This is a genomic window from Microbacterium hibisci (assembly GCF_015278255.1).
Lineage (GTDB): Bacteria > Actinomycetota > Actinomycetes > Actinomycetales > Microbacteriaceae > Microbacterium > Microbacterium hibisci.
The window spans coordinates 97340-122091 of sequence record NZ_JADIJC010000011.1 but is presented as its reverse complement, the minus strand read 5'-3'; the positions used below and the strand labels follow the sequence as shown (position 1 = coordinate 122091).

The window sequence follows — 24752 nt, the reverse complement described above, 5'->3', positions numbered from 1 at the left end:
GCACCGCAGCGAACACCGGTCCGTGAGCGAGATCCGCAGATCCCGATGCACCCGCCCATGCGTATCCACCAACGGCGCCCCCACACCCGCCGCCACGGGCGCCTCACCCGCGGACACGCGCGCGGCACCCGACGCCGCCGGCACCGGCATCCGTCGACCGATCACCACCGGAATCGCACTCACCCGCGTCTCCGGAATCGTCCTGCCGCCATGGCCATAGTTCGAGGGTAATCCGGCTGCGCCCGCACCGGACCGTCGCGGTCGGTCGCGGCCGTGGCTCATGAGTTGTCGAGCGGATCCTCCACGGTGCGGGCGGGCGGCGGAGTGAGGATCAGCCTCGTGCGCTCCTGCATGTAGCCCACCGCCTCGTCGTTCGACGGCCCCACGAGGTGGTTGCGGGTGGTCTGCATGAGGAGCTCGGTGCTGGCGTTCAGCAGGAACGTCGCCTCCATCTCGTTGCCGTCCGTGCCGATCGCGCGCAGCGTGACGGTGTCGGTCAGCCCGGCGGAGCCGAGCGCACGTGCGTACTCCATGAGCCAGTCGGCGGAGTCGTCGTCGAGGAACAGAGCCCTCTCCGCGTAGGTCACGTGCTTCATGGCGCCCACTGTGCCGGGGCCTCCGAGCCCCGACACATCCCGTTGACACGTTTCGCGATGCATGCATGAGGCGATGAGGCGACGGATGCCGCGCCCTGTCGCATGTCGGCGGCCCGTGGTTTGCTGACCGCATGCACACCGTGACTTCCGCCGACGGCACCTCCATCGCCTACGCGCAGGCCGGCGACGGCCCGGTCGTCGTCATCGTGAACGGCGCGATGTCGACGGCCGCCGACGCCGCGGGCCTGGCGACCGCGCTCGCCGACGCCGGCTACACCGCCGTGACGTGGGACCGCCGCGCCCGCGGCTCGAGCGGCGACACCCGCGGCTCGACGCCCGAGCGCGAGGCCGAGGACCTGGCGGCGGTGATCGACGCCGTCGGCGACGCGGCGGTGCTCGGGCACTCGTCGGGCGCGGTGCTGGCGCTCTATGCGGCCTCTCGCGGCGTGCCGGTGAGGGCGCTGTTCCTCTCCGAGCCCCCGCTCCGGTTCGGAGAGGACGAACCCGCCGACGACCTCGCCGACCGGCTGCAAGCCGACGTCGACGCGGGTCGTCTCGATGAGGCCATCGTCACGTTCCAGCTGGAGGGCGTCGGTCTCCCCCGCGAGATGGTCGACGGCATCCGCGCGAGCGATCAGTTCGCGGCGCTGCTCCCGCTCGCGCAGTCGACGGTCTACGACACCAACCTCGTGCGCGTCTGCTCCACGCCCAGCCCAGAGATGCTCGGGGTCGCCGCGCCCGTCACCGTGCTGCGCGGCGAACAGACCTTCCCGCTCCTCCTCACCGCCGCCGACCGCCTGGTGGACGCGATCGACGGCGCAGAACTCGTCGTCGTCCCCGAGTCGGTCATGCACCGCCCCGACCCGGCGGCCACCGCCCGGGTCGTCAGCGACCGACTCCGGTAGGGCCAAGCAGGCGGCCCCGACGACCGCGACTCACGCATCCAGTCGGTCGAGCAGCTCGACCGCTGCACGGGCGTAGTCGCCGATCCAGCGGTCGTGGATCCGCTTGATCGGGAGTGGAGCCAGCGTGAGATGCCGCTCCCGGCCGGCTCTCCGCCCGATCACGAGTTCCGCCTTCTCGAGCACGCGCAGATGCTGGAGCACGGTCGTGCGGTCCACCTCGGGGAAGCAGTCGCACAGCGCTCCGGTCGTGAGCGGCTGCTCCTTCAGAGCGTCGAGCATGCGCCGGCGGAGGGGCGCGGCGAGCGCCTTGAACACGAGGTCGTCGTCAGACCCCTTGTGCGCGGCGTCCGTCATGTTATAAAACTACAACATGTCTGATGAGCTCACCGCGCTGTCGTTCACCGTGTCGGGGCGTGTCTCGCGGCCGCCGGCCGAGGTCTATGAGGCCGTTGCCGATCCCGAGCGGCTGTCGCGCTACTTCACCACCGGCGGAGCGCACGGCCGCCTCGAGCAGGGCGGCGAGGTCACCTGGGACTTCGCGGACTTCCCCGGCCGCTTTCCGGTGACCGTCGTCGAAGCCGACCCGCCGCGCCGCCTCGTCATCCGCTGGGACGCGCGGGCCGGGCTCGAGGCCGAGACCACCACGACGTTCGAGTTCGAGCCGATCGACGACGGCAGCCGCACCCTGGTCACCATCACGGAGTCGGCCTGGCAGGCCAGCGCCGACGGCGCCAAGAGCGCGTTCGGCAACTGCGAGGGCTGGACCGGCATGCTCGCCGCGCTCAAGGTCTGGGTCGAGCACGGGATCAACCTGCGCGACGGCTTTTACGCCTGACGCCCGGGTTTCGTCCGGCGAGCGCCCTCGGGTCCGGGGCCGCCGGCCGGGCGGGGACACGCTGTGCGCCCGGGTCAGGCGAGTCCGTGGTCACCCGGTGCGCGCGGTCAGGCGATGCGGGTGCCTGACGGCAGCCGGCCCGCGGGCGTGCGCGTGCGCGCCCACGCCCACCACATCAGCCCGGCCGCGAGCAGCAGCTGCAGCGCCATGCCGACGAACCAGCTCGGCGTGGAGTCCGCGATGACCTGCTCCGGCGTTCGCTGATCCCCCTGCGGCTGCATCGCGCAGTCGTCCCAGCGCGGCTCGAGGTCCGGCGGCTGCTGCGCCGCCCTCACGCTGAACTTGAGCTGCCCGAAGAGGTCGTCGGGGTAGCCCATCGCGTCGAAGTGGGTCGGCGTCGCATCGGCGAGGATCACGAACGGGTTGGCGGCCAGCAACCACCACACGTGGTCGAACCGGGGGACCTCGTAGGTCGAGGTCTGCCATTCACCGCACTGCACTTCGATGTCTTCGTCGCACGGGTAGTCCTCGCTCGGCTGCTCGCCGGGCAGACACGGGAACGAATCGCCCGACCACGCGTCGTACTCGAACGAGCGGTGGTGGCTGGTGACCTCGGAGCGGATCGTGAACCCGACGAGCGCGAAGGCGATGAGCGTGCCGACGACGAGCGCCGCGACCACCAGGTACGTCGTCGCCACCGAGAACAGCGGGCGCGACAGGATGCCGCTCAGCGCCACCCCGATCGCCGCGATCACGCCGACCTCGAACACGAGCACCAGGAGCGACACCGCGATCGTCACGGGATCTCCCCCGCCCAAGACCGTGGCGAGCAGGAGGAACGGCACCGCGACGGCGACGAACGCCAGCCCGGTGATCCATGCTGCGAGGAACTTGCCGATCAGGATCTCGAAGGTCGTCGCGAGCGTGACCTGCACGGGAGCGAGGGTGGCGACATCCCGATCTCCGTTGATCGCGTTGCCGCTCAGCGTCGGCGACACGAGCACGACCAGCAGGAGCGTGATGTAGACGATCGTCGAGTAGATCGCACCGCCGGGCCGCTCGGCCGATCCCCACGCGAGGAACGACAGCCCCGTCACGAAAGCGAGGATCACGGCGAACACGCCGAGCAGCACGTACCAGGCGATGCTGCGGGTGCGCTGCGTCAGCTCGAGGCCGACGATGGTTCCGACACGCTGACCGTTCACGACGTCCCCTCGCTGTCGTGGGCGGAGTGGGGAGGATCGGATGCCGGCGGCCGCAGTGGCGGCGACGCTCCCGGCTCGCCCGTCGTGGGGGTGCCGGGCGCGGGGGCGCCCGACGCAGGCGCTCCGGGCGCAGGCGCTCCGGGCGCAGGGGCGCCGGGCGCAGGCGCGGGGGCGCCGGTGCCGCCGGTCGCTGGGGCGCCGGGTGCGGGCGCGGCGGCGCCCGGTGCCGGCTGCGCGGGGGGACGCCCGTCGCCGAGGTCGAGGAAGGTGCGCTCGAGCGCGCCCTGCGCGGCGGCGAACTCCACGACGTCGAGTCCGGCGCCGATCAGGTCGCGCAGCGCGGCGGCTGCGGCATCCTCCGACTCGAACGACACCACGACATCCCTGCGGTCGGTGCCGAGAGTCTCGGCCGGCACGCGCAGCGCCGCGGCGACACGGTCGACAGCGCCACCGGCCTCGGCGCTCGCGAGCCGCACGCGCCAGGGCCGTGCGCGGCGCGCGGCCGCCTCGACCCGCGCCGGGTCGACGGTCGCGCCCGCCAGCAGGAAGACGGCGTCGTCGACGACCTCTTCGAGCTCGGAGAGGATGTGGCTCGACACCAGCACCGTGCGCCCCTCGGCGGCGAAGCGCCGCAGCAGCCGTCGCAGATCGATGCGTGCCTGCGGGTCGAGCCCCGAGGCCGGTTCGTCGAGCAGCAGGACGCGCGGGTCGTGCACGAGGGCCCGCGCGAGGCCCAGACGCTGCTTCTGGCCGCGCGACAGCACGCGGGCCGGGGCATCGGCGAGCTCGACCAGCCCGACCTCGGTGAGCAGCGCATCGGCGCGAGCGGATGCCGCATCCTTCGGCATCCCGTAGAGCCGCGCCGTGACCACCAGCGTCTCGCGCGAGGTGAGCGCGTTCCAGGCGCCGAGCGCGTCGGGCATCCAGCCGAGCAGGGCCCGCGCGGCCTGCGGATCGGCGACCGGGTCGACGCCCGCGATGCGGATCGACCCGTCGTCGGGCGCGAGCAGCGACGCCAGCATGAGGAGGAGCGTCGTCTTGCCCGAGCCGTTGGGCCCGACGAGACCCGTCACGCGCCCGGCGTGGGCGCCGAAGGTGATGCTGCGAACGGCCTGGACCTCGCCGAATGAGCGACGCACGCCCTGGACGACGATGCCGGGCTCGGCGACGGTACCTGGCGCAGCAGCGGTGCCGGAGGGGGTGGTCACGGGCCCACCCTAGCGACAGCGGAAGACGTCTTCCGGGAATGATCCGGCGGCGTCAGTCTCGGAAGAACGAGACGCCGAGATCGGGGTGGTCGACGAAGACCCCGTCGACGCCGGCGTCGCGGATGATCCCCCACTCCGCCTCCCAGTCGCCGAACGCCTCGGGTCCGCCGCGCCGGCGGAACTGGCCGATGAGGAATCGGTTCTCGGGCCGGCAGGTCCACGTGAACACGCGCAGCCCACGATCGTGCGCATCGGCGACGACACGCGAGGGGCCGCTGGCGCGACCGAGCTTGTCGGGCGCGAGGATCGAGCGCTTGTCGACGCTGATGCCGTCGACGCGCCCGACCAGCCCGTCGAGCCCGGCCGGGGCCGCGGTCTGCCGGTACGTGAGCGCGGCCCTCCCCTGGGCGGAGTACAGGTCGAACGGGCGACCGGACGCCTCGAGCAGGTACACGTACGCCGCGCGGATGCCCCGCTCCTGCAGCGCGAACAGCACCGTCGACTCGAAGGCCTCGATCGTGAGCGGCAGCTCGCCCGACGCCCAGCCCGCCTCGCGGAGCTCAGCCTCGACGAGGGCCGCGACGTCCCACCCGCCGGCGGCGCCCAGGCACGTGGCGAAGTAGGTCGCGTGCTTGATCTCGAGCACGACGCCGATCTCGCGGCCGTGCTCGAGCGACGCCTCACGCACCGCGTCGAGCACGTCGCGCAGCCGCAGCACCGGCTGCTCGTCGTCGAAGCTCGCGCTCGACGCCCGCAGCTCGGGGATGCGCTCACGGCACCGCAGCGTCGCGAGCTCGTCCCACGTGAAGTCCTCGGTGAACCAGCCGGTCAGCTCGATCCCGTCCACCGTCTTGGTGGTGCGGCGGTCGGCGAACTCCGGTCTGTCTGCCACATCGGTCGTGCCCGAGATCTCGTTCTCGTGCCGGACGACCAGCACTCCGTCGCGCGACACGACGATGTCGGGCTCGACCGCGTCGACGCCCATCGCGAACGCCAGCGCGTACGACGAGCGTGAATGCTCCGGACGGTATCCGGGCGCGCCGCGATGGCCGATGACGAGCGGATGACGGCGCGGCACCGTCTCAGCGTAACCACGAGCGTGGCCGCGGCCGCGGGTCGCGGCATCCGTTCATAGTCTCCTCACAGCGCCGACCCGTGCCGTGAGATCGCCCGTCGGATAGTGTTGATCAACAGCATCGTGCTGGGAATCCCTTGACATTGGAGTGTGAGAGCAGTGGCCCTCAACAACCCCGCGTTCAACAACCCGGCCTTCCAGGACCCGAAGGCCGTTCAGACCTACCCCGGCGGTTCGCAGGCGGCGAACCTGGGCGGGAACACGCAGTTCGCAACGGCGCAGCGCGCGGGAACGGATGCCGCAGCCCAGGCGCAGCTCGAGGGCATGTACGCCGCCCCGGCCGCCGGCGCTCGCGAGACCGACCGCATGACCGTCGAGGACACCGTCTGGAAGACGGTCGGCCTCTTCGCGATCCTCCTCGCGTTCGCCGCGATCGGCTGGGTGTGGACCCTCGGCGGACTCGACGCCCGTCAGGTCGTGCAGCCCTCGATCCTTCCGTGGACGATCGGCGCGCTCGGCGGCTTCGTGATGGCGATGGTCGTGATCTTCGGCTCGCGCAAGAAGGTCCGTCCGCCGCTGATCTTCGCGTACGCCGCGTTCGAGGGCCTCTTCGTCGGCGGCATCTCCGCCTTCTTCGAGGTCATGTGGCCGGGCATCGTCGTGCAGGCGACGCTCGCCACCTTCGCCGTCGTCGGCGTCACCCTGGCGCTCTTCGCCAGCGGCAAGGTGCGCGCCTCCAAGCGCGCCACGAAGATCTTCCTCATCGCCATGGTGGGCTACCTGGTCTTCGGCCTCATCAACATCGGCCTCATGCTGTTCGGAGTCACCGAGGGAACCTTCGGCCTCTACAGCGAGACGTTCATGGGCATCCCGCTCGGCCTGATCATCGGCCTGCTCGTGGTCATCATGGCCGCGTACTCGCTGGTGCTCGACTTCGACCAGGTGCAGCAGGGCGTCCGCAACGGCGCCCCGCGCCAGTTCGCGTGGATGGGCGCCTTCGGCATCATGGTGACCGTCGTCTGGCTGTACGTCGAGATCCTCCGCATCATCGCGATCGTCCGCGGCAGCAACTGACGCACAGCGATCACTCGTGAACGGCCGCCCGGTTCTCCGGGCGGCCGTTCCGCTGTCCCGGGCGGCCGTTCCGCTGCTCCGGGCGGCCGTTGCCCCGTTCTGGGCGGCCGGGCCGTCGCGACCGGGAGTACGCCGGGAGCCGTTCCCGGCGCTGTCGGACGACTGGCGCGCGACCTAGGCTGATGCCGATCTCATCGAGTGTTGAGGAGCGTCCATGACCCCGCCCACTCCGTCCGGCCACGACCCGTCGGCCGAGCGCTCGCTGGACGTGACGACGCCAGGACCGGCCGAGCCGACCGGTGAAGCCGTCCAGGTCCCGCCCGCCCGGTGGGACGCGATCGTCGCAGACCTGGCGGCGCGCGGCGTGACCGCCGCCCCCGAGCTCGTGTCGTCGCACGCGATCACGTGGAGCAACGGCGCCCTCGGCTGCCCGGAGCCCGGGTTCATGTACACGCAGGCGCTCGTCGACGGCATGCGCGTCGTGGTCGTCGTCGACGGCATCGAGTACGACTACCGCTTCGGCCGGGACGACACGCCGCGGCTGTGCACGCGCTGACCGCTTCTGCTGTGAGCGGAACGCCTCGCGGGCTGTGGACTCTCCGTTCTATCGTGACGCCATGGCCGAGATCATCCCGCTGCCGACGAAGGCACCGCGCCCCTCTCGTGAGCCCGAACCGCTCTGGCGCGACGCGCTCGGTGACCGCCTGCGCCGGCTCCGCCACGACCGCGGCGAGCGCCTCGCCGACACCGCGGACCGCGCCGGGGTCTCACCGCAGTACCTGTCCGAGATCGAGCGCGGCCTCAAGGAGCCCTCGAGCGAGATGATCGCCGCCGTCGCGGGAGCGCTTGAAGTGACGCTGATCGAGCTGACCGCGGGCGTCGTGGACGACCTCCGCTCGCGCGCGACCGAGCGTGCGGCGGCCGGATGCCGCGCCGCATTCGCCCTGGCCGCGTGAGCCGCCCTGCGCTCTCCGGGTGAGCGCCGCCCCCTGGCCGATGTCGCAGGGCATCGCTAGCGTGGGCGGGGTGACGCCCGCGAAGTCGGAAGCAGAGATACTCGAGATCGACGGACAGGAGGTGCGCATCTCGAGCCCGACGAAGATGGTGTTCCCCGAGCCGGGCCTCACGAAGCTCGACGTCGTGCGCTACTACCTCTCGGTCGCCGACGGTGCGCTGCGGGGCGCCGGCGGGCGCCCGATGGTGCTCAAGCGCTTCCCCAAGGGCATCGACGCCGAGCCCTTCTTCCAGAAGCGCGTCCCCGAGAACCACCCCGCGTTCATCGACACCGCGACCCTGCACTACGCGCGGGGCACATCGGCCGAAGAGGCGGTGATCCGGGATGCCGCGGGCCTGGCGTGGGTGGTCAACCTCGGCTGCCTCGACCTCAACCCGCATCCCGTGCGCGCCGAGGATCTCGACCGCCCCGACGAGCTGCGCATCGACCTCGATCCGATGCCCGGCGTCGACTGGTCGCAGATCGTCGATGTCGCGTTCGTCGCCCGCGAGGTGCTCGACGACGTCGGCCTGGTCGGCTGGCCCAAGACGAGCGGCTCGCGCGGCATGCACATCCTCGTGCGCATCGCCCCGCAGTGGGACTACAAGCAGGTGCGGCTGGCGGCCGAGACGCTCGCGCGCGAGGTGGAGAACCGCGCGCCCGGCCTCGCCACCGCCCGCTGGTGGAAGGAGGAGCGCGGCGAGAGCGTGTTCGTGGACTTCAACCAGAATGCGAAGGACCGCACGGTGGCGTCGGCGTACTCGATCCGTCCGCTTCCCGACGCGCGGGTGTCGACGCCGCTCGGCTGGGATGAGGTGCGCGATCGGCGCCCCGAGGAGTTCACGGTGCTGACGGTGCCGTCGCGGTACGCCGAGCTCGGCGATTCGCACGCCGGTATCGACGACGCGGTCGGCACCCTCGACGGACTGCTGCGACTCGCCGACGAGCTCGGGCCGGCCGAGAAGCCGCCGCGCGGCGGCACGGCGGACGGTCGCCGGCAGTCGACCATGCCACTCATCGAGGTCGCACGCACGAAGACCAAGCCCGAATCCGTCGCGGCTCTCGACGAGTGGAAGCAGCGGCATCCGTCCGTCGCCGAGCAGCTCCATCCGGCCGACGTGCTCATCGACGGCATGCGGGGTTCGAGCTCGCTCTGGTACCGGGTGCGCGTCAACCTGCAGCACGTGCCCGAGGCCGAGCGCCCGCCGCAGGAGGACCTCATCGCCGACTACGACCCGTGGGAGGGCAAGGTCTGGCCCGGCGCCCCCGCCCGCTGATCCCGCCGCCCGCCCGGTGAGCGGCGAGGAACGAGCGAGACGCCCCCAAGCCGGCGCGCCCACGCCCCCGGCCGTTGAGCGAGCGAGGAACGAGCGAGACGAAACGCCCCCAACCCGGCGCAGTCCCGGATCTCGACGCGTTTCGACTGCGGGCGCCAGAGCGCCCTCCGCTCAACGACCGGGGGTCCGCCGTTACGAGCCCCCACGCCCCGGCCGTTGAGCGAGCGAGGAACGAGCGAGACGAAACGCCCCCAACCCGGCGCAGTCCCGGATCTCGACGCGTTTCGACTGCGGGCGCCAGAGCGGCCTCCGCTCAACGGCCGGGAGTCGCCGCTACGAGCCCCCACGCCCCGGCCGTTGAGCGAGCGAGGAACGAGCGAGACGAAACGCCCCCAACCCGGCGCAGTCCCGGATCTCGACGCGTTTCGACTGCGGGCGCCAGAGCGCCCTCCGCTCAACGACCGGGGGTCCGCCGTTACGAGCCCCCACGCCCCGGCCGTTGAGCGAGCGAGGAACGAGCGAGACGAAACGCCCCCAACCCGGCGCAGTCCCGGATCTCGACGCGTTTCGACTGCGGGCGCCAGAGCGCCCTCCGCTCAACGGCCGGGGACGCGGTCGAGGACGTGGTCGGCGAGGCCGTACGCGACCGCGTCGGCCGCGGTGAAGACGCGGTCGCGATCGGTGTCGGCGCGCAGCTTCGCCGGGTCCTGGCCCGAATGGCGGGCGAGGATCTGCTCCACCTCGCCGCGCACGCGCACGAGCTCGTCGGCCTGCAGGATCAGGTCGGGGATCGCTCCTCTCCCCTGACCCGCGGGCTGGTGCAGGACGACGCGGGCGTGCGGCAGCACCGAGCGCTTGCCGGGCGCGCCGGCGGCGAGCATCACCGCGCCGACGCCGATGGCCTGGCCCACGACCGTGGTCGCGACATCCGGTCTCACGTGCTGCATCGTGTCGTAGACCGCGAGCATCGCGGACGGGTCGCCGCCCTCGCAGTTGATGTACAGCTGGATGTCGCGGTCGGGGCTGTCGGCGTCGAGGTGCAGCAGCTGCGCGATGAGCGCGTTGGCGACGCCGGCGTCGATCCCGGTGCCCAGGTAGACGACGCGCTCGGCCAGCAGATGCGAGTAGACGTCCATGATCCGGTCGCCGCGAGGATGCTGCGCGACGACGTTGGGGATCGTGTACGAGGTCATGCCGCCACCTCCGCCGGTCCGAGGCCGAGACCCGCGGGGCGGCGGCGGCGCGGCACCACCTGGGCGAAGTCGTCGACGATGCCGTCGATGAAGCCGTAGTCGCGGGCCTGCGCGGCCGTGTACCACCGGTCGTGCAGCGAGTCCTCGAAGACCCGCTCGACGCTCTGCCCGGTGTCGGCGGCGATGAGCCCGAGCACGGTGTCGCGCGTGTGCCGCAGGTCGTCGGCCTGCACCTCGACGTCGACCGTCGACCCCCCGATGCCCGACGAGCCCTGGTGCATGAGGATGCGCGCGTGCGGCAGCGCGCGGCGCTTGCCCCGGGCCCCAGCCGACAGCAGGAACTGCCCGGCGCTGCACGCGAGGCCGAGCGCGAGCGTGGCCACGTCGTTGGGGATGAGGTTCATGACGTCGCGGATCGCGAGCATGGACGGAACCGAGCCGCCCGGCGAATGGATCCAGAGCGCGATATCGGATGCCTCGTCCTCCGCCGCGAGTGCCAGCAGCTGCGTCGCGATGAGGGTGCCGTTGTCGTCGTCGAGCGGACCGTCCAGCACGAGCACGCGCTGGTGGAACAGCTCGCGCCGCGCCTCGGCACCGAACTGCGGGATCTTGCCTTCTTCTGCCATGACCTCAGCGTGCGCGATCGCGGCGGTCGCGGCATCCGTTTCCGCTTCCGGCGGCTCTGCTCACGGCGGAGCGTCCGTCCCGCTCGCCCGACCGCCCAGGCCCGAGCCTGCGCTCTCGTCGTTCTCGACGGGTGCGCGCTCTTGATCGTTTGCGGTGGGCGAGGCGGATCGCGTCCGACACTGTCAGCGCACCTGCCGGAGGTGCGTCACCGTTTCGAGGAGGAGATGGATGAAGATCCAGAAGCGTCCCACCAGACGTGCGACCATCCGCAGCCTGGCTGCGCTGTCCGCTTGCGCGATCGCGGGATCGGTGCTGTACGCCGCGCCCGCGGTCGCATCGACGACCACGGAGGAGCGACCCGCACCGGCGCCGTCGACATCTTCCGCCCGCGTCATGGAGTGGCTCGACCGCGGCATCGTCGCCGTGCGCGCGTCGGAGACGACCGTGCATGTCAGCTGGCGTCTGCTGGGTCTCGACCCTGCCGACACCCGCTTCCTCCTGGAGCGCTCGGCCGACGGCGGCCCGTTCATTCCCGTGGGCAAGCCGCTCAGCGGCGGCACGAGCTTCATCGACGACTCGGCCGACCTCAGCGTGACGAACAGCTATCGCGTGCGGCCCCTCGGCTCGAAGCCCGAGTTCGCGCCCGGCGACACGTTCACGCTCCCTGCCGATCACCCGGTCGAGCCGGTCGTGCGCGTGCCGCTTCGCGAGGGCGGCCCGATCAAGTTCGTGTGGGTGGGCGACCTCGACGGCGACGGCGCGTACGACTACGTGCTCGACCGTCAGACCAGCCCGCAATCCATCGAGGCCTACCGCAGCGACGGGACCTTCCTGTGGTCCATGGACCTCGGTCCCAACAGCATCGATCAGAACAACATCGAGGGCGGCTCGTCCACGGTGGACGTCGGGCACAACGACGGCGTGACGGTCTACGACCTCGACAGCGACGGCCGCTCGGAGGTCGCGATCCGGATCGCCAACGGCGTCACTTTCGGAGACGGCGAGGTCTGGAGCGGCGGGGCGACGAACGTCGACCAGCACATGGCCGTCCTCGACGGCGAGACCGGCGCGCTGCGCGCGGCCGCTCCCGTGCCGGCCGACTACCTCCGCGACGGCCCGATGTACGCGCGCCTCGGCGTCGGCCATCTCGACGGCGAGAAGCCGAGCCTCGTGGCGTACATGAAGAACCGCATCGGCGGCTCCGGCAGCGCGTTCAACCTGATGCAGGTGGCGTGGCAGTTCGACGGCTCCGCGCTGAACCAGCAGTGGAAGTTCCTGCGCGGCAGCCAGGATCTGCCCGACGGCCACAACACCCGCATCGTCGACGTCGACGGTGACGGGCGCGACGAGGTGGGCGAGATCGGCTACGTCCTCAACGGCGACGGCACGCTCCGCTACAGTCTCGCGCCGCAGGACATCATCCACGGCGACCGGTGGTTCATCGCCGACATCGATCCCGCGCGTCCGGGCCTGGAGGGCTATGGCATCCAGCAGGACCACCCGCGAAAGCTGCTCGACTACTACTACGACGCGGCGACCGGAGAGATCCTGTGGAAGCACTTCTCGGACCGCCCGCTCGCGGACGCCGGACGCGGCATGGTCGCCGACATCGACCCCCGGTTCCCCGGCATGGAGACCTGGTCCAACGACGGCGAGGTGAACTACCACCAGAGCGTTCCCACCGGGGTGTACAACGCACCGACGAACACGCTCGCCGAGCCCGACACCACGAAGCAGCCGTGGCCGCACATGGGCGTCTGGTGGGATGGCGACCCGCTGCGGGAACTCTTCGACAACAACCCCGTGCCGGCCGATCGCGACGCGCGCATCACGAAGTGGGATCCCGCGAACCCCACAGACCGCGAGTCCGTGCCGCGTGTCCTCACGTTCGGCGACTACGGCGCCGTGACGGCGCTGGGCAACTCCGTCTACCCGACGATGATCGCCGACATCCTCGGTGACTGGCGCGAGGAGGTGGTGCTGCCGAGCGCGGACTTCGATGAGCTGCTGATCTTCACGACCGACCAGGCCACCGACCAGCGGCTCTACACGCTGGCTCACAACCCGGCCTACCGCAACGGCATGACGCTGAAGGGGTACCTGCAGTCGAGCAACGTCGACTACTTCCTCGGCCACGGCATGGAGCAGCCGCCCGCGCCGAACATCCGGTATGCCGGCGAGCCGAAGCCGGGTAGCGGCCGCCCGTAGGCGCCCGACGGCCCCGACCTCTCTCGGCGGCCTGGCCCACCTGGCGGGTCACACGGATGCGGTGGGTCGCGCGGAGACGCGCGACCCACCGCATCACGTGCGCACAGGACTCAGGCGCGACGCGAGGGGCTCTCGACCGCCGAGCGCAGGGCGCCGACCAGGAGGGGCTGCACCGCCTCCGGAGTGAATGTCGCAGCCGCCGCACGCGCCCGCGACGACAGCTCGGCGCGCCGGACGTCGTCCTGCAGGAGGTCGATCACCGCCGCCGCGAGCGCATCGACATCGCCGGGCGGCACGAGCACACCGGCGCCGTCGACCGCCTCGCGCGGACCGTACCGGGCGTCGGTCGAGACGACGGGCAGTCCGCGGGCGAGCGCCTCGGCGATCGACAGTCCCTGGCCCTCGAAGGCCGTGGACGTCACGAACAGCGCGGCGCGGTCGAAGATCGCGTCGCGGTCGGCGGTGGCCCCGTGGAGGGTGACGGATGCCGCCACCCCGAGCTCATCGATCAGCCCCTGCAGCTCGTTCCGCAGCGGGCCGTCGCCGTAGATGTCGAGCCGCGCGTCGGTCACCGCCGCGAGGACCGCCGGCCACGCGCGCACGGCGAGGTCCACCCGCTTCTGCGGCGCCAGCCGGTTGAGCATCACCACGCGGCGCGGGTCGCGCGACGCGGCTCCGGGTGGCTCGGAGCCGAGGGCGATGGTGTTCGGCACGACGTGGAACGTTCCGGGATCGCCGAAGCGCGCGGCGATCTCGTCGCGCTGTGCCGCGGTCGGCCACAGCACCGCGTCGTACGCGTCGAGCGTCGGCAGCCACCGCGCCCACAGGCCGCTCACCGGCGCGGCCGGGTCGTCGTACGGCGCCGGCAGGTGCGAGTTGTGCACGGTGTGCACGACACGAACCCGCGGATCGGCCCAGCCGACAAGCGCCTCGCCGAGCTGGCGCGACTCGCACACCACGACGAACAGCCGCTCGGGGTCGCCCGCCGCGTCGCGTCGCGCGGCGGCGATCGCCTCGAGCCACGCGACGTACAGGCCGCGGAAACCCTGGACCACGCGGTCGCCCTCCGGAGCGTGCACCACGACGTTCGCATTGCGCAGGTGCCACTCGGGATCGTTCTCGAAGACCGGGAGCGACACGATCGGGCGGGCCGCGGCATCCGTCACCGTCCGATACGTCACCCCCGGAGTCGCCGCGCCCGGCTCGCCCGCCTCGAGCAGCCAGGTGGCATCGGCGGAGAGCTCATCGAACAGGTTGCGCACCCGCGACGCCGATGGCACGTGGCCGCCGTCGACGAAGGCCTGCCGCTGCGCCGCGTGGGCCCCGACCGACTGGCCGTCGACGCTCAGCATGAGCGGCTCGGGGGCGCCCGCGGCCTCCAGCAGCCGCAGCCGCGCCGGCACCGCGACCGCGAACCCGCCGTCGAGCCCGAGTGCGACTCGGCTGCCGATGACGACGTAGTCGGCGGGCGGAAGCGTCGTCTCGGAGGTCACCCGTCCATCCTCCCGCACCACGACGAAGACGACGGATGCCGCGGACCCAGGTCCGCGGCATCCGTCACAGCGATCCCCGATCGGGCACCGCCACCCCTCTCGGGGTCACTCCCACTCGATCGTCCCCGGGGGCTTCGACGTGACGTCGAGCACGACCCGGTTGACCTCACGCACCTCGTTCGTGATGCGGTTGGAGATGCGCGACAGGACGTCGTACGGCAGGCGCGTCCAGTCGGCGGTCATCGCGTCTTCGGACGACACCGGGCGGAGCACGATCGGGTGCCCGTAGGTGCGGCCGTCGCCCTGCACGCCCACCGAGCGCACGTCGGCCAGCAGCACGACCGGGCACTGCCAGATCTCGCCGTCCAGGCCGGCGCGGGTCAGCTCTTCGCGGGCGATGGCGTCGGCATCGCGCAGAATCTCGAGGCGGTCAGCGGTGACCTCACCCACGATCCGGATGCCGAGGCCGGGGCCCGGAAACGGCTGGCGGGCGACGATCACCTCAGGCAGGCCGAGTTCGCGGCCGATCGCGCGCACCTCGTCCTTGAACAGCGTGCGCAGCGGCTCGACGAGCTCGAACTGCAGGTCTTCGGGGAGGCCGCCGACGTTGTGGTGCGACTTGATGTTCGCCGTGCCGGTGCCGCCGCCCGACTCGACCACGTCGGGGTAGAGCGTGCCCTGCACGAGGAAGCGGATGGGCTCGCCATCGGCCTCGGCTTCGGCGACGAGCTCGGCCTCGGCCTGCTCGAAGGTGCGGATGAACTCGCGGCCGATGATCTTGCGCTTCTGCTCCGGGTCGCTCACGCCGGCGAGCGCCGTGAGGAAGCGCTCGCGCGCGTCGACCGTGACCAGGCGCACGCCCGTGGAGGCGACGTAGTCCTGCTCGACCTGCTCGCGCTCGTCCTTCCGCAGAAGCCCGTGGTCGACGAAGATGCACACGAGCTGGTCGCCGACGGCCTTGTGCACGAGGGCGGCCGCCACCGCGGAGTCGACGCCGCCCGACAGACCGCAGATCACGCGGCCCGAGCCGACCTGCGCCTGGATCTTGGCGACCTGCTCGGCGATGACGTTGTCGGGGTTCCAATCGGCCGGAAGCCCCGCAGCCTTGTGCAGGAAGTTCTCGATGACGTTCTGGCCGTAGTCCGAGTGCTTCACCTCGGGGTGCCACTGCACGCCGTAGAAGCGGCGCTCGTCGCTGCCGAACGCGGCGACCGGCGTGGCCTGCGTCGAGGCGAGCACGTCGAAGCCCTCGGGCGCCCGCGACACCTGATCGCCGTGGCTCATCCACACGTTCTGGTCGACCGGCTGTCCGCCGAGCAGCACGCCGCCGTCACCCGTGACCGCGGCATCCGTCGCTCCGTACTCGCGGAGTCCGGTGTGCGCGACCTCGCCGCCGAGCGCCTGCGCCATGACCTGGAAGCCGTAGCAGATGCCCAGCGTCGGCACACCGAGGTCGAAGACCTCGGTGTCGAGCGCCGGCGCGCCCTCTTCGTACACCGACGAGGGGCCGCCCGACAGGATGATGCCGACCGGGTTCTTGGCGGCGATGTCGGCCGCGGTCGCCGTGTGAGGGACGATCTCGCTGTAGACGCCGGCCTCGCGGACGCGCCGGGCGATCAGCTGCGCGTACTGCGCGCCGAAGTCGACGACGAGGACGGGGCGCTGCGAGGTTTCGGTCCCTGCTTCTGAAGGGCTCTGGGTCAACGCTTGTTCTCCGTCGGGATCGAGTGGGTGAGGGACGAGTGCTCGGCGCGCGAGTGCAGCTCGGCGGCCTCGCGTTCGTCGAGGTACTTCTTGACGTCGCGGCCGACGCGGGCCTCCATGAAGAACGACAGCAGCGGCACGATGCCGCCCGCCGCCAGCATGGCCAGGCGCAGGAGGTTCCAGCGCATGAGGCTCCACACGCGGAAGCACGAGATGAGGTAGACGACGTAGAACCAGCCGTGGGCGACGAGGATGCCGAGCGACAGGTTGAACCCGTCGCCGGTGGACTCGAGGCCCGAGGCGGTCTCGACGACCGGCGCGAACCAGAGGAACCCGCCGGAGCCGCCCAGGAACAGCTCGTAGCCGAGCCAGTACTTGGCGATCATCTCGGCGACCAGGAGCAGCAGCATCGTGCCCGTGATGATCGAGCAGACCTGGTAGAACCGCAGGGCTCCGCGGATCGCCGGAAAGGAAGCGAGCTTCGGGGCGCGGGGCATGGCCCCCAGTCTACCCGCGCGTCTCCGCGGGGCCTTCCGCGTCAGGATGCCGCGGGCGCGGGTCCGTCGGGCGACCGCCGGCGTTCGTCCTCGTCGTCTTCGAAGTCCTCGAGCTCCTTCTCCCACGCGTCCTTGGCGAGGCGGTACCAGAGGTAGAACGCGAAGCCCGCGAACACCGCCCACTCCACGGCGTAGAAGATGTTGAGCCAGTTCAGGCCGCTGCCGTCCTGCGGCGCCGGCGACGAGATGGCGTCGAGGCCGGCGAAGGCGTCGATCGACGCGATGTACGGGCGGTACACCGACAGCCCGTCGACCTCGTGCCACTGCCCGAGCAGGGCGGCGGGCGACATGCGCGTCATGGTCTGCGGGTCGGCGTCGGCGGGCGGGGGCACCGGACCCTCGTCCGAGATCAGGCGGCCGGTCACCTCGACCTGTTCGACAGCGGATGCCGCGGCCTCGAGCTCCTCGATCGCCGCACGCGCGTCGGCCTCGGTGGCGGCCCACCCGAGCGCGACCGCGACAGAGGTGGGGGCATCCGTCCCGCTCTCCGACGGGTTGATCCGCAGCTGACCGGTCACCCAGTGGCCTTCGACGCCGTCGTTGAAGCGGCCCTCGACGATCAGGAAGTCGCCGGGAACCCAGCGGCCCACGGTCTCGACCCGTTGCCCCACGAGGGGCTCGGGCAGGTACTCGCCCGGCGCGGCCACGTCGGCGAGCGGCTGCACCTCCTCGGTGGCTCCCGGCGGCACCGGGTTGGACACGAGTGCGCGGCCGAGCTGCCACTGGCCGAGCCACGCGAAGACGCCGGCGACGACGAGGCACAGCAGAAGCATGCCGATCCACTGCGGCCGCAGCATGACCTCGCGGAGCGTCGGCGGGAAGGCTTCGACAGGCTCAGCAACCGTGGGGTCGGGTTCCCCGGGGGCGCCGGCCCCCGGGCCTTCGTCCCGCCCGGTCCCTGAGCTCGTCGAGGGGTCGGTCATGGCATCCGTCATCCCGCGGCGTACGGTGCGACGACGACCTCGACGCGCTGGAACTCCTTGAGGTCGGAGTATCCGGTCGTGGCCATCGACTTGCGCAGAGCCCCGATGAGGTTGGCGGTGCCGTCGGCGACCGGCGCGGGACCGTACAGGATCTCCTCGAGCGAGGCAACCTGGTCGACCTTCACGCGCTTGCCGCGCGGCAGCTTGGCGTGGTGGGCCTCGGGACCCCAGTGGAAGCCCTGGCCCGGGGCATCCGTCGCCCGCGCCAGCGCCACGCCGAGCATGACGGCGTCGGCGCCCATCGCGATCGCCTTGACGATGTCGCCCGACGTGCCCACGCCGCCGTCGGCGATGACGTGCACATAGCGACCGCCCGACTCGTCGAGGTAGTCGCGACGTGCGCCGGCGACATCGGCGACTGCGGTCGCCATCGGAGCGTGGAGGCCCAAGGTCGCGCGCGTCGTGGACGCCGCTCCCCCGCCGAAGCCCACGAGCACGCCGGCCGCCCCGGTGCGCATGAGGTGCAGGGCCGCGGTGTAGGTCGAGGCGCCGCCCACGATCACCGGGACGTCGAGGTCGTAGATGAACTTCTTGAGGTTGAGCGGCTGGTCGACGCTCGAGACGTGCTCGGCCGACACGGTGGTGCCGCGGATCACGAACAGGTCGACGCCCGCCGCGACGACCGTCTCGTACAGCTCCTGCGTGCGCTGCGGCGTGAGGGCGCCGGCAACGGTGACACCGGCGGCGCGGACCTCGGCGAGGCGGTCGCGCACGAGCTCGGGCTTGATGGGCTCGGCGTACAGCTCCTGCATGCGGCGGGTCGCGGCGGCCTTCTCGAGGCCGGCGATCTCGGCGAGCAGCGGCTCGGGGTCGTCGTAGCGGGTCCAGAGGCCCTCGAGGTCGAGCACGCCCAGGCCGCCGAGCTGGCCGAGCATGATCGCCGTGCGCGGGCTGACGACCGAGTCCATCGGTGCACCCAGCACCGGGATGTCGAAGCTGAACGCGTCGATCGTCCAGGTCGTCGAGACGTCCTCGGGGTTGCGCGTGCGCCGCGAGGGCACCACCGCGATGTCGTCGAACGTGTAGGCGCGACGCGCCCGCTTGGCCCGGCCGAGTTCGATGTCCATGCTCACGCACCCAGCCTACCCGGCGGGCCTCACGCGCCCGATCCGGCTCCTCACCTCTCGTTCCCGGTTTCGAATCGCGCACTTTGCACCGCGAACGGGCGATTTCCACCAAGTGCGCGGTTCGAAAGGGAGAAGGCGGATGCCTCGGGCCGAGGCATCCGTCGTCTCCTCAGCGTGCGCGCGCGACGCGCGCTTCGTCCCACACGGGTTGATCGGACTCGAAGACCCGCCCGTCGGCACCGAAGACGAGGAAGCGGTCGAAGGACTTCGCCAGCCAGCGGTCGTGCGTGACCGCGAGCACGGTGCCCTCGAATCGCGCGAGGGCGTCCTGCAGCGCCTCGGCCGACACGAGGTCGAGGTTGTCGGTGGGCTCGTCGAGCAGCAGCAGGGTCGCGCCCGACAGCTCGAGCAGCAGGATCTGGAAGCGCGCCTGCTGCCCGCCCGACAGGCTGTCGAACGTCTGCTCGGCCTGGGCCACGAGCCCGTACCGGTCGAGGGCGCCCGACGCAGCCTCGCGCGGCAGCCCGGCGCGCGCGTCCTCGCCGCGGTGCAGGATGTCGAGCAGCGTGCGGCCGTCGAACTCCGGATGCCGATGTGTCTGCGCGAACCAGCCGGGCACGACGCGCGCGCCGAGGGTTCCGCGACCCGTGTGCGCGACGGGCTCGAGCCCGGCGCCGGTGGTGGTGACGTGCCCGAGGCGTCCGTCGGGGTCGGACCCTCCGCGCGCGAGCAGCCGCAGGAAGTGCGACTTGCCCGACCCGTTCGAGCCGAGCACCGCCACCCGGTCGCCGAACCACACCTCGAGGTCGAACGGCTTCATGAGGCCGGTGAGCTCGAGCCGCTCGGCGATGACCGCACGCTTGCCGGTGCGCGCGCCGCGCAGGCGCACGTCGAGGTCCTGCTCGCGCGGCCGCTCCTGCGGCGGGCCGGCCTCCTCGAACTTGCGGAGACGCGTCTGGGCGGCGCGGTAGCGCGAGGTGAAGCTGTCGTTCGCGGTCGCCTTGACCTTGAGCGTCGCCACCAGCTCCTTGAGCTTCGCGTGCTGCTCGTCCCAGCGGCGCCGCAGCTCGTCGAGGCGCGCCATCCGGTCCTCCCGCGCGCGGTGGTACGTGCCGAAGCCGCCGCCGTGCACCCATGCCGTGCTGCCGGCGCCTCCGGCCTCGAGCGTCACGATGCGGTCGGCCGCGCGTGCCAGCAGCTCGCGGTCGTGCGAGACCAGCAGCACGGTCTTCGGCGTCTCGCGCAGTCGCTCCTCGAGCCAGCGCTTGCCGGGCACATCGAGGTAGTTGTCGGGCTCGTCGAGCAGCAGCACCTGGTCGGGGCCCCGCAGCAGCGCTTCGAGCGCGAGCCGCTTCTGCTCGCCGCCCGACAGAGTGGTGAGCTCGCGGAACCGTGCCCGCGAGAACGGGATGCCGAGGGCCGCGGTCGTGCACGTGTCCCACACGGTCTCGTACTCGTACCCGCCGGCCTCGGCGTAGTCGGCGAGCGCACCGGCGTACCGCATCTGGGTGTCGAGGTCGTCGTGCTCGATGATCGCGGCTTCGGCATCGTCGAGCTCGCGCGCCGCCCGACGAACGCGGTCGGGGGCCACGCGGATCAGCAGATCGTGCACCGTCTGCCCGGGCTCGCCGTGGCCGACGAACTGGTCCATGACGCCCAGGCCGCCGTCGATCTGCACGACGCCCGACAGCGGCGCGACCTCGTCGCGGATGATCCTCAGCAGCGTCGTCTTGCCCGCGCCGTTCTGGCCGATCAGCGCGGTGGTCGACCCCTCGCCCACGCGGAACGAGACCTCGTCGAGCAGCGGCCGCCCGTCCGGCAGCGCGTAAGAGACGGCGGCGATGTCGATGTAGCCCACGATTTCCCTGTCTGCTCCGGTGCCGCACTTGCGCTGAGCGAGGAACGAGTCGATGCGTCCGTCGCCGTTCAGGGAGCCGACCAGACTACCTCACCCGCGCCCGGCCGTTGAGCGAGCGAGGAATGTGGTCGTCGAGCGAGCTTGCGAGTCGAAACGCCCCGGACCCGGCCGGTGAGCGAGCTTGTGAGTCGAAACGCCCCGGACCCGGCGTCGACCGTCGGCTGCAGGCGTTGCGCGCCAGAGCGCGCTCCGCTCATCGAGCGGGACGCAGACTCAGGCGGCCGGCGCCGCGTAGCGGCCGGACTTGATGGCGCGCTCACGCGCCTTCGCCGCCTCGACCTCGCGGTTCTTCGGCGGAGAGGTCGCGACGAGGTCGTCGAGCAGGTGCTGGGTGAGGTGCGCGATCTCGTGGACGGCGTGGTCGAACGCCTCCTGGTTCGCCTTCGAGGGCTTCGTCGTGCCCGCGATCTTGCGCACGTACTGGAGCGCGGCGGCGTGGACCTCGTCTGACGTCGCGGCGGGCTCGAAGTTGTGGAGCGTGTGGATGTTCCGGCACATGCCCCCGACCCTACGCCGCGCCTCGGACGGCGGCCAGGGCGCGGCATCCGTCGTCCTCCTCGCACGTCCGTCGCACGTGATGTCGTCGAGGCGACGCGTCGTGAGCACCAAGAGCGGGTGCACTCGGTGCGAGCACGTGATGCGAACGGATGCCGTGTGCCTCGGCACCGGCGCACCGCGGCGACCGAAGGGCTAGAAGCGGTCGGTGCCGCGCGGGAGCACCTCGAGCACGTGCGGCAGCTCGGTCGGGAAGCACGCCCGGAAGAGCTCGGTGATCTGGGGGTCGGACCCGTAGTCGTCGACGATGCGCAGGCCGATCATCGTGCTGATGAGCATGCCCTCGGCCATGAAGGAGCGGGCCTCGTCGGGGTCGAGCCCCATCTCGTCGCGGAAGAAGCGCCACACCGTCGCGAACCCCTGGCGTGCGGCGGCGCCGATGACCGGGTGGCTGCCGAGCAGGTAGGCGTGCGCCAGCGTCTGGTGCAGGCCGCGCACCTCGATCAGGTCGACGTAGGCCTGCCCGATGCGCTTGGCCGCCGCCTTCTCCGCGGTGATCTCGGGGTCCGGCTCGGTCTCGGTCTCGGCGAGCGCCGCGCGGAACCCGGCGAGCATGCGGGCGAGGGCGTCCTCGATCGCCGCGAGGAACAGGTTCTCCTTCGACCCGAAGAGCCGCACGACGTACGGCTGGCTGACGCCGGCGGCGCGGGCCACTTCGTCGGTGGTCGCACCCTCGTATCCGCGGGCGCCGAAGACGGCGAGCGCGGCCTGGATGATCTGGCGCCGACGCTCGTCCGACGACAGGCGCTTTCCGACGCCTTCGGCCACGTCGCCGACGGCGATGGCCGCCCTGCCATCCGTTCCCGCAGAAGTCATCTCGCCAGGTTATCAGCGAATGACTTGACTTTGTAATCAGTCGATTACTACATTTCAGTAATCATTCGATTACAACCGGAGCCCTTCATGACTGACACGACTCTCGCGCCGCCGTCGCGGCGCGCCCGGCCCTTCGCGCTCGTGCTGGCCGCGGCATCCCTGCCGATGTTCATGGCCACCCTCGACAACCTGGTCATGACGAACGCTCTGCCGGTGCTGCACCGCGAGATGGGCGCGAGCGTCGAGGAGCTGCAGTGGTTCGTCAACGCGTACACCCTGGCCTTCGCCGGTGCGATCCTCATCGCATCGGCGCTCGGCGACCGCTTCGGCCGCCGCACGCTCTTCACCATCGGGATCGCCGTCTTCGGCGCGGGATCCGTGTTCGCCGCGCTCAGCACCGATCCCGGGCAGCTCATCGCGGCCCGCGCCGTGCAGGGTCTCGGGGCCGCCGCCGTCATGCCCCTGTCGCTCGCGCTGCTCAGCGGTGCGGTCGCGCCGGCACGCCGCGCGCTGGCGATCGGCATCTGGGGCGGCGTCTCGGGCCTCGGCGTCGCCGTCGGTCCCCTCGTCGGCGGGGCGATCATGGAGGGCTGGGACTGGCAGGCCATCTTCTGGATCAACGTTCCCGTCGCCCTCATCGCCATCCCCCTCGCGCTGATCGTGCTGAACAACGACTTCGGCGCCCGCGCGCGCATCGACGTGCCCGGCGCCCTGCTCGCCGCCGCCGGGGTGCTCGCGCTCGTGCACGCGATCGTGCGCGGCAACGACGACGGCTGGGACTCGGTCGGCGTCGTCGCCGAGATCGTTCTCGGCGCGGTGCTCGTGGCGGCGTTCCTCCTCTGGCAGACCCGCGCGAAGGCGCCGCTCGTTCCGCTGCGACTGTTCCGTGACCGCTCGTTCTCGATCACCAACATCGTCGGCTTCGCGTTCAGCTTCGGCACCTTCGGCGCGGTCTTCATCCTCATCCAGTATCTGCAGGTGGTGCAGGGCTCGACCCCGTTCGAGGCCGCGCTGCAGACCACCCCGTGGACGCTCGCCCCGATGGTCGTCGCGCCGATCGCCGGCATCCTCGCCCCGCGCGTCGGCACGCGCATCCTGCTGGTGCTCGGCCTCGCGCTGCAGGGCGTCGCCCTCACCTGGATCGCCGCGGTCATGTCGATCGACCTCGAGTACCCCGTCCTCATCGCGCCGTTCGTCATGGCCGGCGTGGGAATGGCGCTGGTGTTCGCGCCGTCGGCGACGGCGCTCCTGGCCACACTCGGCCTCATCGATCACGCGAAAGCGTCGGGCGTCAACTCGACCGTCCGCGAGCTCGGCGTCGCCCTCGGCACGGCCGTGATGACCGCGATCTTCGTGAGCGCCGGCGGCGAGCTGCTGCCCGACCTCTACGTCGACGCCGCGCGCCCCGCCGTGTTCACCGGTGCGGCCGTGCTGTTCGCCGCCACCGTGGTGGCGCTGTGGCTCCCCTCCGGAAAGGCGACGGATGCCGCAGCCGCCGCCTCCGCGAGCGACGAGGCGTCAGAGGCCGAGGCCGAGGCATCCGTCTCCCGAGAAGCCGTGTCGGGCGAGCCCACCGCGGCCGAACCGCAGCCCCAGCTCGCCGGACGCTCACGGGCCGGCCGCTGACTCCGCCGTGACAGTGCCGAAAACCTGGCCGGTGACCCGACACGCCGCGAACGGATGCCTCATCCCGGCGCGTCGTCGTCCCCGGCCGGGCTTTCGGACGCCACCTCTTGGCGCCTCGCGCGCCTTGGGGTGCGGCATCCGTTCGGCGATGGGCCGGACGCTGTCAGGCGCCCTTGCCGCGCAGCAGGCGAGTGAGGAGTCCGTCGAGGAAGAACAGCAGGAACGCCGCCGAGCCGATCCACGGGGCGAGGAGCACGACGCCGGCCGAGATCAGGAGGGCGCTGAGCGACGCACGGCCATAAGCGATGGCCTCCTCGCGGCCCATGTCGGGGAGCATCACGTCGCGGCGGCGGACGGCCCAGCCCCACTGCAGCCAGCTCACCAGGATGGCGAGGAAGAACGTCACCGGCATCGCCAGCCGTCCGGCCAGCCATTCCGAGTACTCGGTCGTCAGTCCGGTCGCGAACGGCACCAGCACGATGAACACCAGGCGCACGTTGTTGAGCCAGACCATCGTCGCGTCGACGCGGGCGATGTGCTCGAACTGCTGCACGTGCACCATCCACATCAGGCACAGCAGCACGAAGCTCAGCAGGAAGTTGACGAACAGCTCGTTCATGTCCCACAGCGCGGCCCACATGGCGCCCTCGGAGTCGACCTCGCCGAGCGAGTGCGAGGTGAGGTCGAGCACGAGGAGCGTCGCCGCGATCGCGAAGACCCCATCGGTGAACGCCTCGAGACGCGTCGTGCGCTGCGTCGCCGCCGGATGCCGCCGCTGCCTGATCATGGCGCCAGGTTAGCGAGCGGGCGGGCTTCGTGGCCGGAATCCGTCAGCG

General features: G+C 71.5%; 23 protein-coding genes and 2 pseudogenes. 8 read left to right on the top strand and 17 right to left on the bottom strand.

The window, feature by feature from the left end:
- A pseudogene (locus IM770_RS17150) lies at window positions 1-183 on the bottom strand (GTP 3',8-cyclase MoaA); the annotation flags it as partial.
- A 95-nt stretch (window positions 184-278) separates the two neighbouring features.
- Complete coding sequence (locus IM770_RS17145) at window positions 279-596, bottom strand: hypothetical protein (protein WP_203582358.1); 318 nt, start codon at window positions 594-596, stop codon at window positions 279-281.
- 131 nt (window positions 597-727) lie between these two features.
- Here IM770_RS17145 and IM770_RS17140 point away from each other — a divergent pair, with 131 nt between their 5' ends.
- Window positions 728-1501, top strand: coding sequence for an alpha/beta fold hydrolase (locus tag IM770_RS17140; protein WP_203582357.1), 774 nt, complete (start codon window positions 728-730; stop codon window positions 1499-1501).
- Between the two features lie 30 nt (window positions 1502-1531).
- Here IM770_RS17140 and IM770_RS17135 read toward each other — a convergent pair whose 3' ends face one another.
- Window positions 1532-1855 carry an ArsR/SmtB family transcription factor gene (locus tag IM770_RS17135; RefSeq protein WP_203582356.1) on the bottom strand — a complete coding sequence of 108 codons (324 nt, stop codon included), beginning with the start codon at window positions 1853-1855 and terminating at the stop codon, window positions 1532-1534.
- A gap of 16 nt (window positions 1856-1871) precedes the next feature.
- Here IM770_RS17135 and IM770_RS17130 point away from each other — a divergent pair, with 16 nt between their 5' ends.
- Complete coding sequence (locus IM770_RS17130; protein ID WP_203582355.1) at window positions 1872-2336, top strand: SRPBCC domain-containing protein; 465 nt, start codon at window positions 1872-1874, stop codon at window positions 2334-2336.
- 107 nt (window positions 2337-2443) lie between these two features.
- Here the strand turns inward: IM770_RS17130 and IM770_RS17125 are convergent, their stop codons facing one another.
- The 3 genes and pseudogenes from IM770_RS17125 to IM770_RS17115 form a co-directional block, all read right to left on the bottom strand.
- Complete coding sequence (locus IM770_RS17125) at window positions 2444-3541, bottom strand: ABC transporter permease (protein WP_203582354.1); 1098 nt, start codon at window positions 3539-3541, stop codon at window positions 2444-2446.
- A gap of 242 nt (window positions 3542-3783) precedes the next feature.
- Window positions 3784-4749, bottom strand: a pseudogene (locus tag IM770_RS17120) (ABC transporter ATP-binding protein); the annotation flags it as partial.
- Between the two features lie 52 nt (window positions 4750-4801).
- The gene (locus IM770_RS17115) at window positions 4802-5827 is read right to left on the bottom strand and encodes a glycerophosphodiester phosphodiesterase family protein (RefSeq protein ID WP_203582353.1); all 1026 of its coding nucleotides are present in this window, start codon (window positions 5825-5827) and stop codon (window positions 4802-4804) included.
- A gap of 156 nt (window positions 5828-5983) precedes the next feature.
- Between IM770_RS17115 and IM770_RS17110 the strand changes: the two genes are divergently transcribed.
- From IM770_RS17110 to ligD, 4 genes are all read left to right on the top strand, one after another.
- Window positions 5984-6898 carry a Bax inhibitor-1/YccA family protein gene (locus tag IM770_RS17110; protein ID WP_203582352.1) on the top strand — a complete coding sequence of 305 codons (915 nt, stop codon included), beginning with the start codon at window positions 5984-5986 and terminating at the stop codon, window positions 6896-6898.
- A gap of 214 nt (window positions 6899-7112) precedes the next feature.
- Complete coding sequence (locus tag IM770_RS17105; RefSeq protein WP_203582351.1) at window positions 7113-7454, top strand: DUF8738 domain-containing protein; 342 nt, start codon at window positions 7113-7115, stop codon at window positions 7452-7454.
- A gap of 61 nt (window positions 7455-7515) precedes the next feature.
- Complete coding sequence (locus tag IM770_RS17100; protein ID WP_203582350.1) at window positions 7516-7854, top strand: helix-turn-helix domain-containing protein; 339 nt, start codon at window positions 7516-7518, stop codon at window positions 7852-7854.
- Between the two features lie 70 nt (window positions 7855-7924).
- Window positions 7925-9169 carry a non-homologous end-joining DNA ligase gene (gene ligD / locus IM770_RS17095; RefSeq protein WP_203582349.1) on the top strand — a complete coding sequence of 415 codons (1245 nt, stop codon included), beginning with the start codon at window positions 7925-7927 and terminating at the stop codon, window positions 9167-9169.
- A gap of 596 nt (window positions 9170-9765) precedes the next feature.
- Here ligD and IM770_RS17090 read toward each other — a convergent pair.
- Together IM770_RS17090 and IM770_RS17085 are read right to left on the bottom strand one after the other, a co-directional pair.
- A complete protein-coding gene (locus tag IM770_RS17090; RefSeq protein ID WP_203582348.1) occupies window positions 9766-10362 on the bottom strand; it encodes a ClpP family protease in 597 nt (198 codons plus the stop codon).
- Entirely contained in the window at window positions 10359-10988 is a 630-nt protein-coding gene (locus IM770_RS17085; RefSeq protein ID WP_203582347.1) for a ClpP family protease, read from the bottom strand. Before IM770_RS17085 ends, IM770_RS17090 begins: the two co-directional genes overlap by 4 nt.
- Before the next feature lie 229 nt (window positions 10989-11217).
- On the opposite strand from IM770_RS17085, the gene IM770_RS17080 reads away from it, so the two are divergent.
- Window positions 11218-13197 carry a rhamnogalacturonan lyase family protein gene (locus IM770_RS17080; RefSeq protein ID WP_203582346.1) on the top strand — a complete coding sequence of 660 codons (1980 nt, stop codon included), beginning with the start codon at window positions 11218-11220 and terminating at the stop codon, window positions 13195-13197.
- 110 nt (window positions 13198-13307) lie between these two features.
- Here the strand turns inward: IM770_RS17080 and IM770_RS17075 are convergent, their stop codons facing one another.
- The 8 genes from IM770_RS17075 to IM770_RS17040 all read right to left on the bottom strand — a co-directional run bounded on the left by IM770_RS17075 (window position 13308) and on the right by IM770_RS17040 (window position 22290).
- Window positions 13308-14690 carry a glycosyltransferase gene (locus IM770_RS17075; protein ID WP_203582345.1) on the bottom strand — a complete coding sequence of 461 codons (1383 nt, stop codon included), beginning with the start codon at window positions 14688-14690 and terminating at the stop codon, window positions 13308-13310.
- 105 nt (window positions 14691-14795) lie between these two features.
- Window positions 14796-16394: a glutamine-hydrolyzing GMP synthase gene (guaA, locus tag IM770_RS17070; RefSeq protein WP_203582344.1), complete on the bottom strand. Its 1599-nt coding sequence runs from the start codon at window positions 16392-16394 to the stop codon at window positions 14796-14798.
- Window positions 16391-16891, bottom strand: coding sequence for a DUF3817 domain-containing protein (locus IM770_RS17065; protein ID WP_203582343.1), 501 nt, complete (start codon window positions 16889-16891; stop codon window positions 16391-16393). The genes guaA and IM770_RS17065 overlap by 4 nt, the downstream gene beginning before the upstream one ends.
- Window positions 16892-16932: 41 nt before the next feature.
- Window positions 16933-17748 (bottom strand): SURF1 family cytochrome oxidase biogenesis protein, encoded by an 816-nt coding sequence (locus tag IM770_RS17060; RefSeq protein ID WP_203582364.1) that lies wholly within the window; start codon window positions 17746-17748, stop codon window positions 16933-16935.
- 134 nt (window positions 17749-17882) lie between these two features.
- Window positions 17883-19001, bottom strand: a complete 1119-nt coding sequence (locus IM770_RS17055) for a GuaB3 family IMP dehydrogenase-related protein (protein ID WP_203582363.1) — start codon at window positions 18999-19001, stop codon at window positions 17883-17885.
- Between the two features lie 169 nt (window positions 19002-19170).
- The gene (locus IM770_RS17050; RefSeq protein WP_203582342.1) at window positions 19171-20859 is read right to left on the bottom strand and encodes an ABC-F family ATP-binding cassette domain-containing protein; all 1689 of its coding nucleotides are present in this window, start codon (window positions 20857-20859) and stop codon (window positions 19171-19173) included.
- Window positions 20860-21132: 273 nt separating this feature from the next.
- Window positions 21133-21417 carry a DUF2277 domain-containing protein gene (locus IM770_RS17045; protein ID WP_203582341.1) on the bottom strand — a complete coding sequence of 95 codons (285 nt, stop codon included), beginning with the start codon at window positions 21415-21417 and terminating at the stop codon, window positions 21133-21135.
- Between the two features lie 192 nt (window positions 21418-21609).
- The gene (locus tag IM770_RS17040) at window positions 21610-22290 is read right to left on the bottom strand and encodes a TetR/AcrR family transcriptional regulator (RefSeq protein ID WP_203582340.1); all 681 of its coding nucleotides are present in this window, start codon (window positions 22288-22290) and stop codon (window positions 21610-21612) included.
- Window positions 22291-22377: 87 nt separating this feature from the next.
- Between IM770_RS17040 and IM770_RS17035 the strand changes: the two genes are divergently transcribed.
- Complete coding sequence (locus IM770_RS17035; RefSeq protein WP_239066371.1) at window positions 22378-23916, top strand: MFS transporter; 1539 nt, start codon at window positions 22378-22380, stop codon at window positions 23914-23916.
- Between the two features lie 163 nt (window positions 23917-24079).
- On the opposite strand, the gene IM770_RS17030 is transcribed toward IM770_RS17035, so the two are convergent.
- Window positions 24080-24703 (bottom strand): TMEM175 family protein, encoded by a 624-nt coding sequence (locus IM770_RS17030; RefSeq protein ID WP_203582339.1) that lies wholly within the window; start codon window positions 24701-24703, stop codon window positions 24080-24082.
- Window positions 24704-24752: the final 49 nt, after the last annotated feature.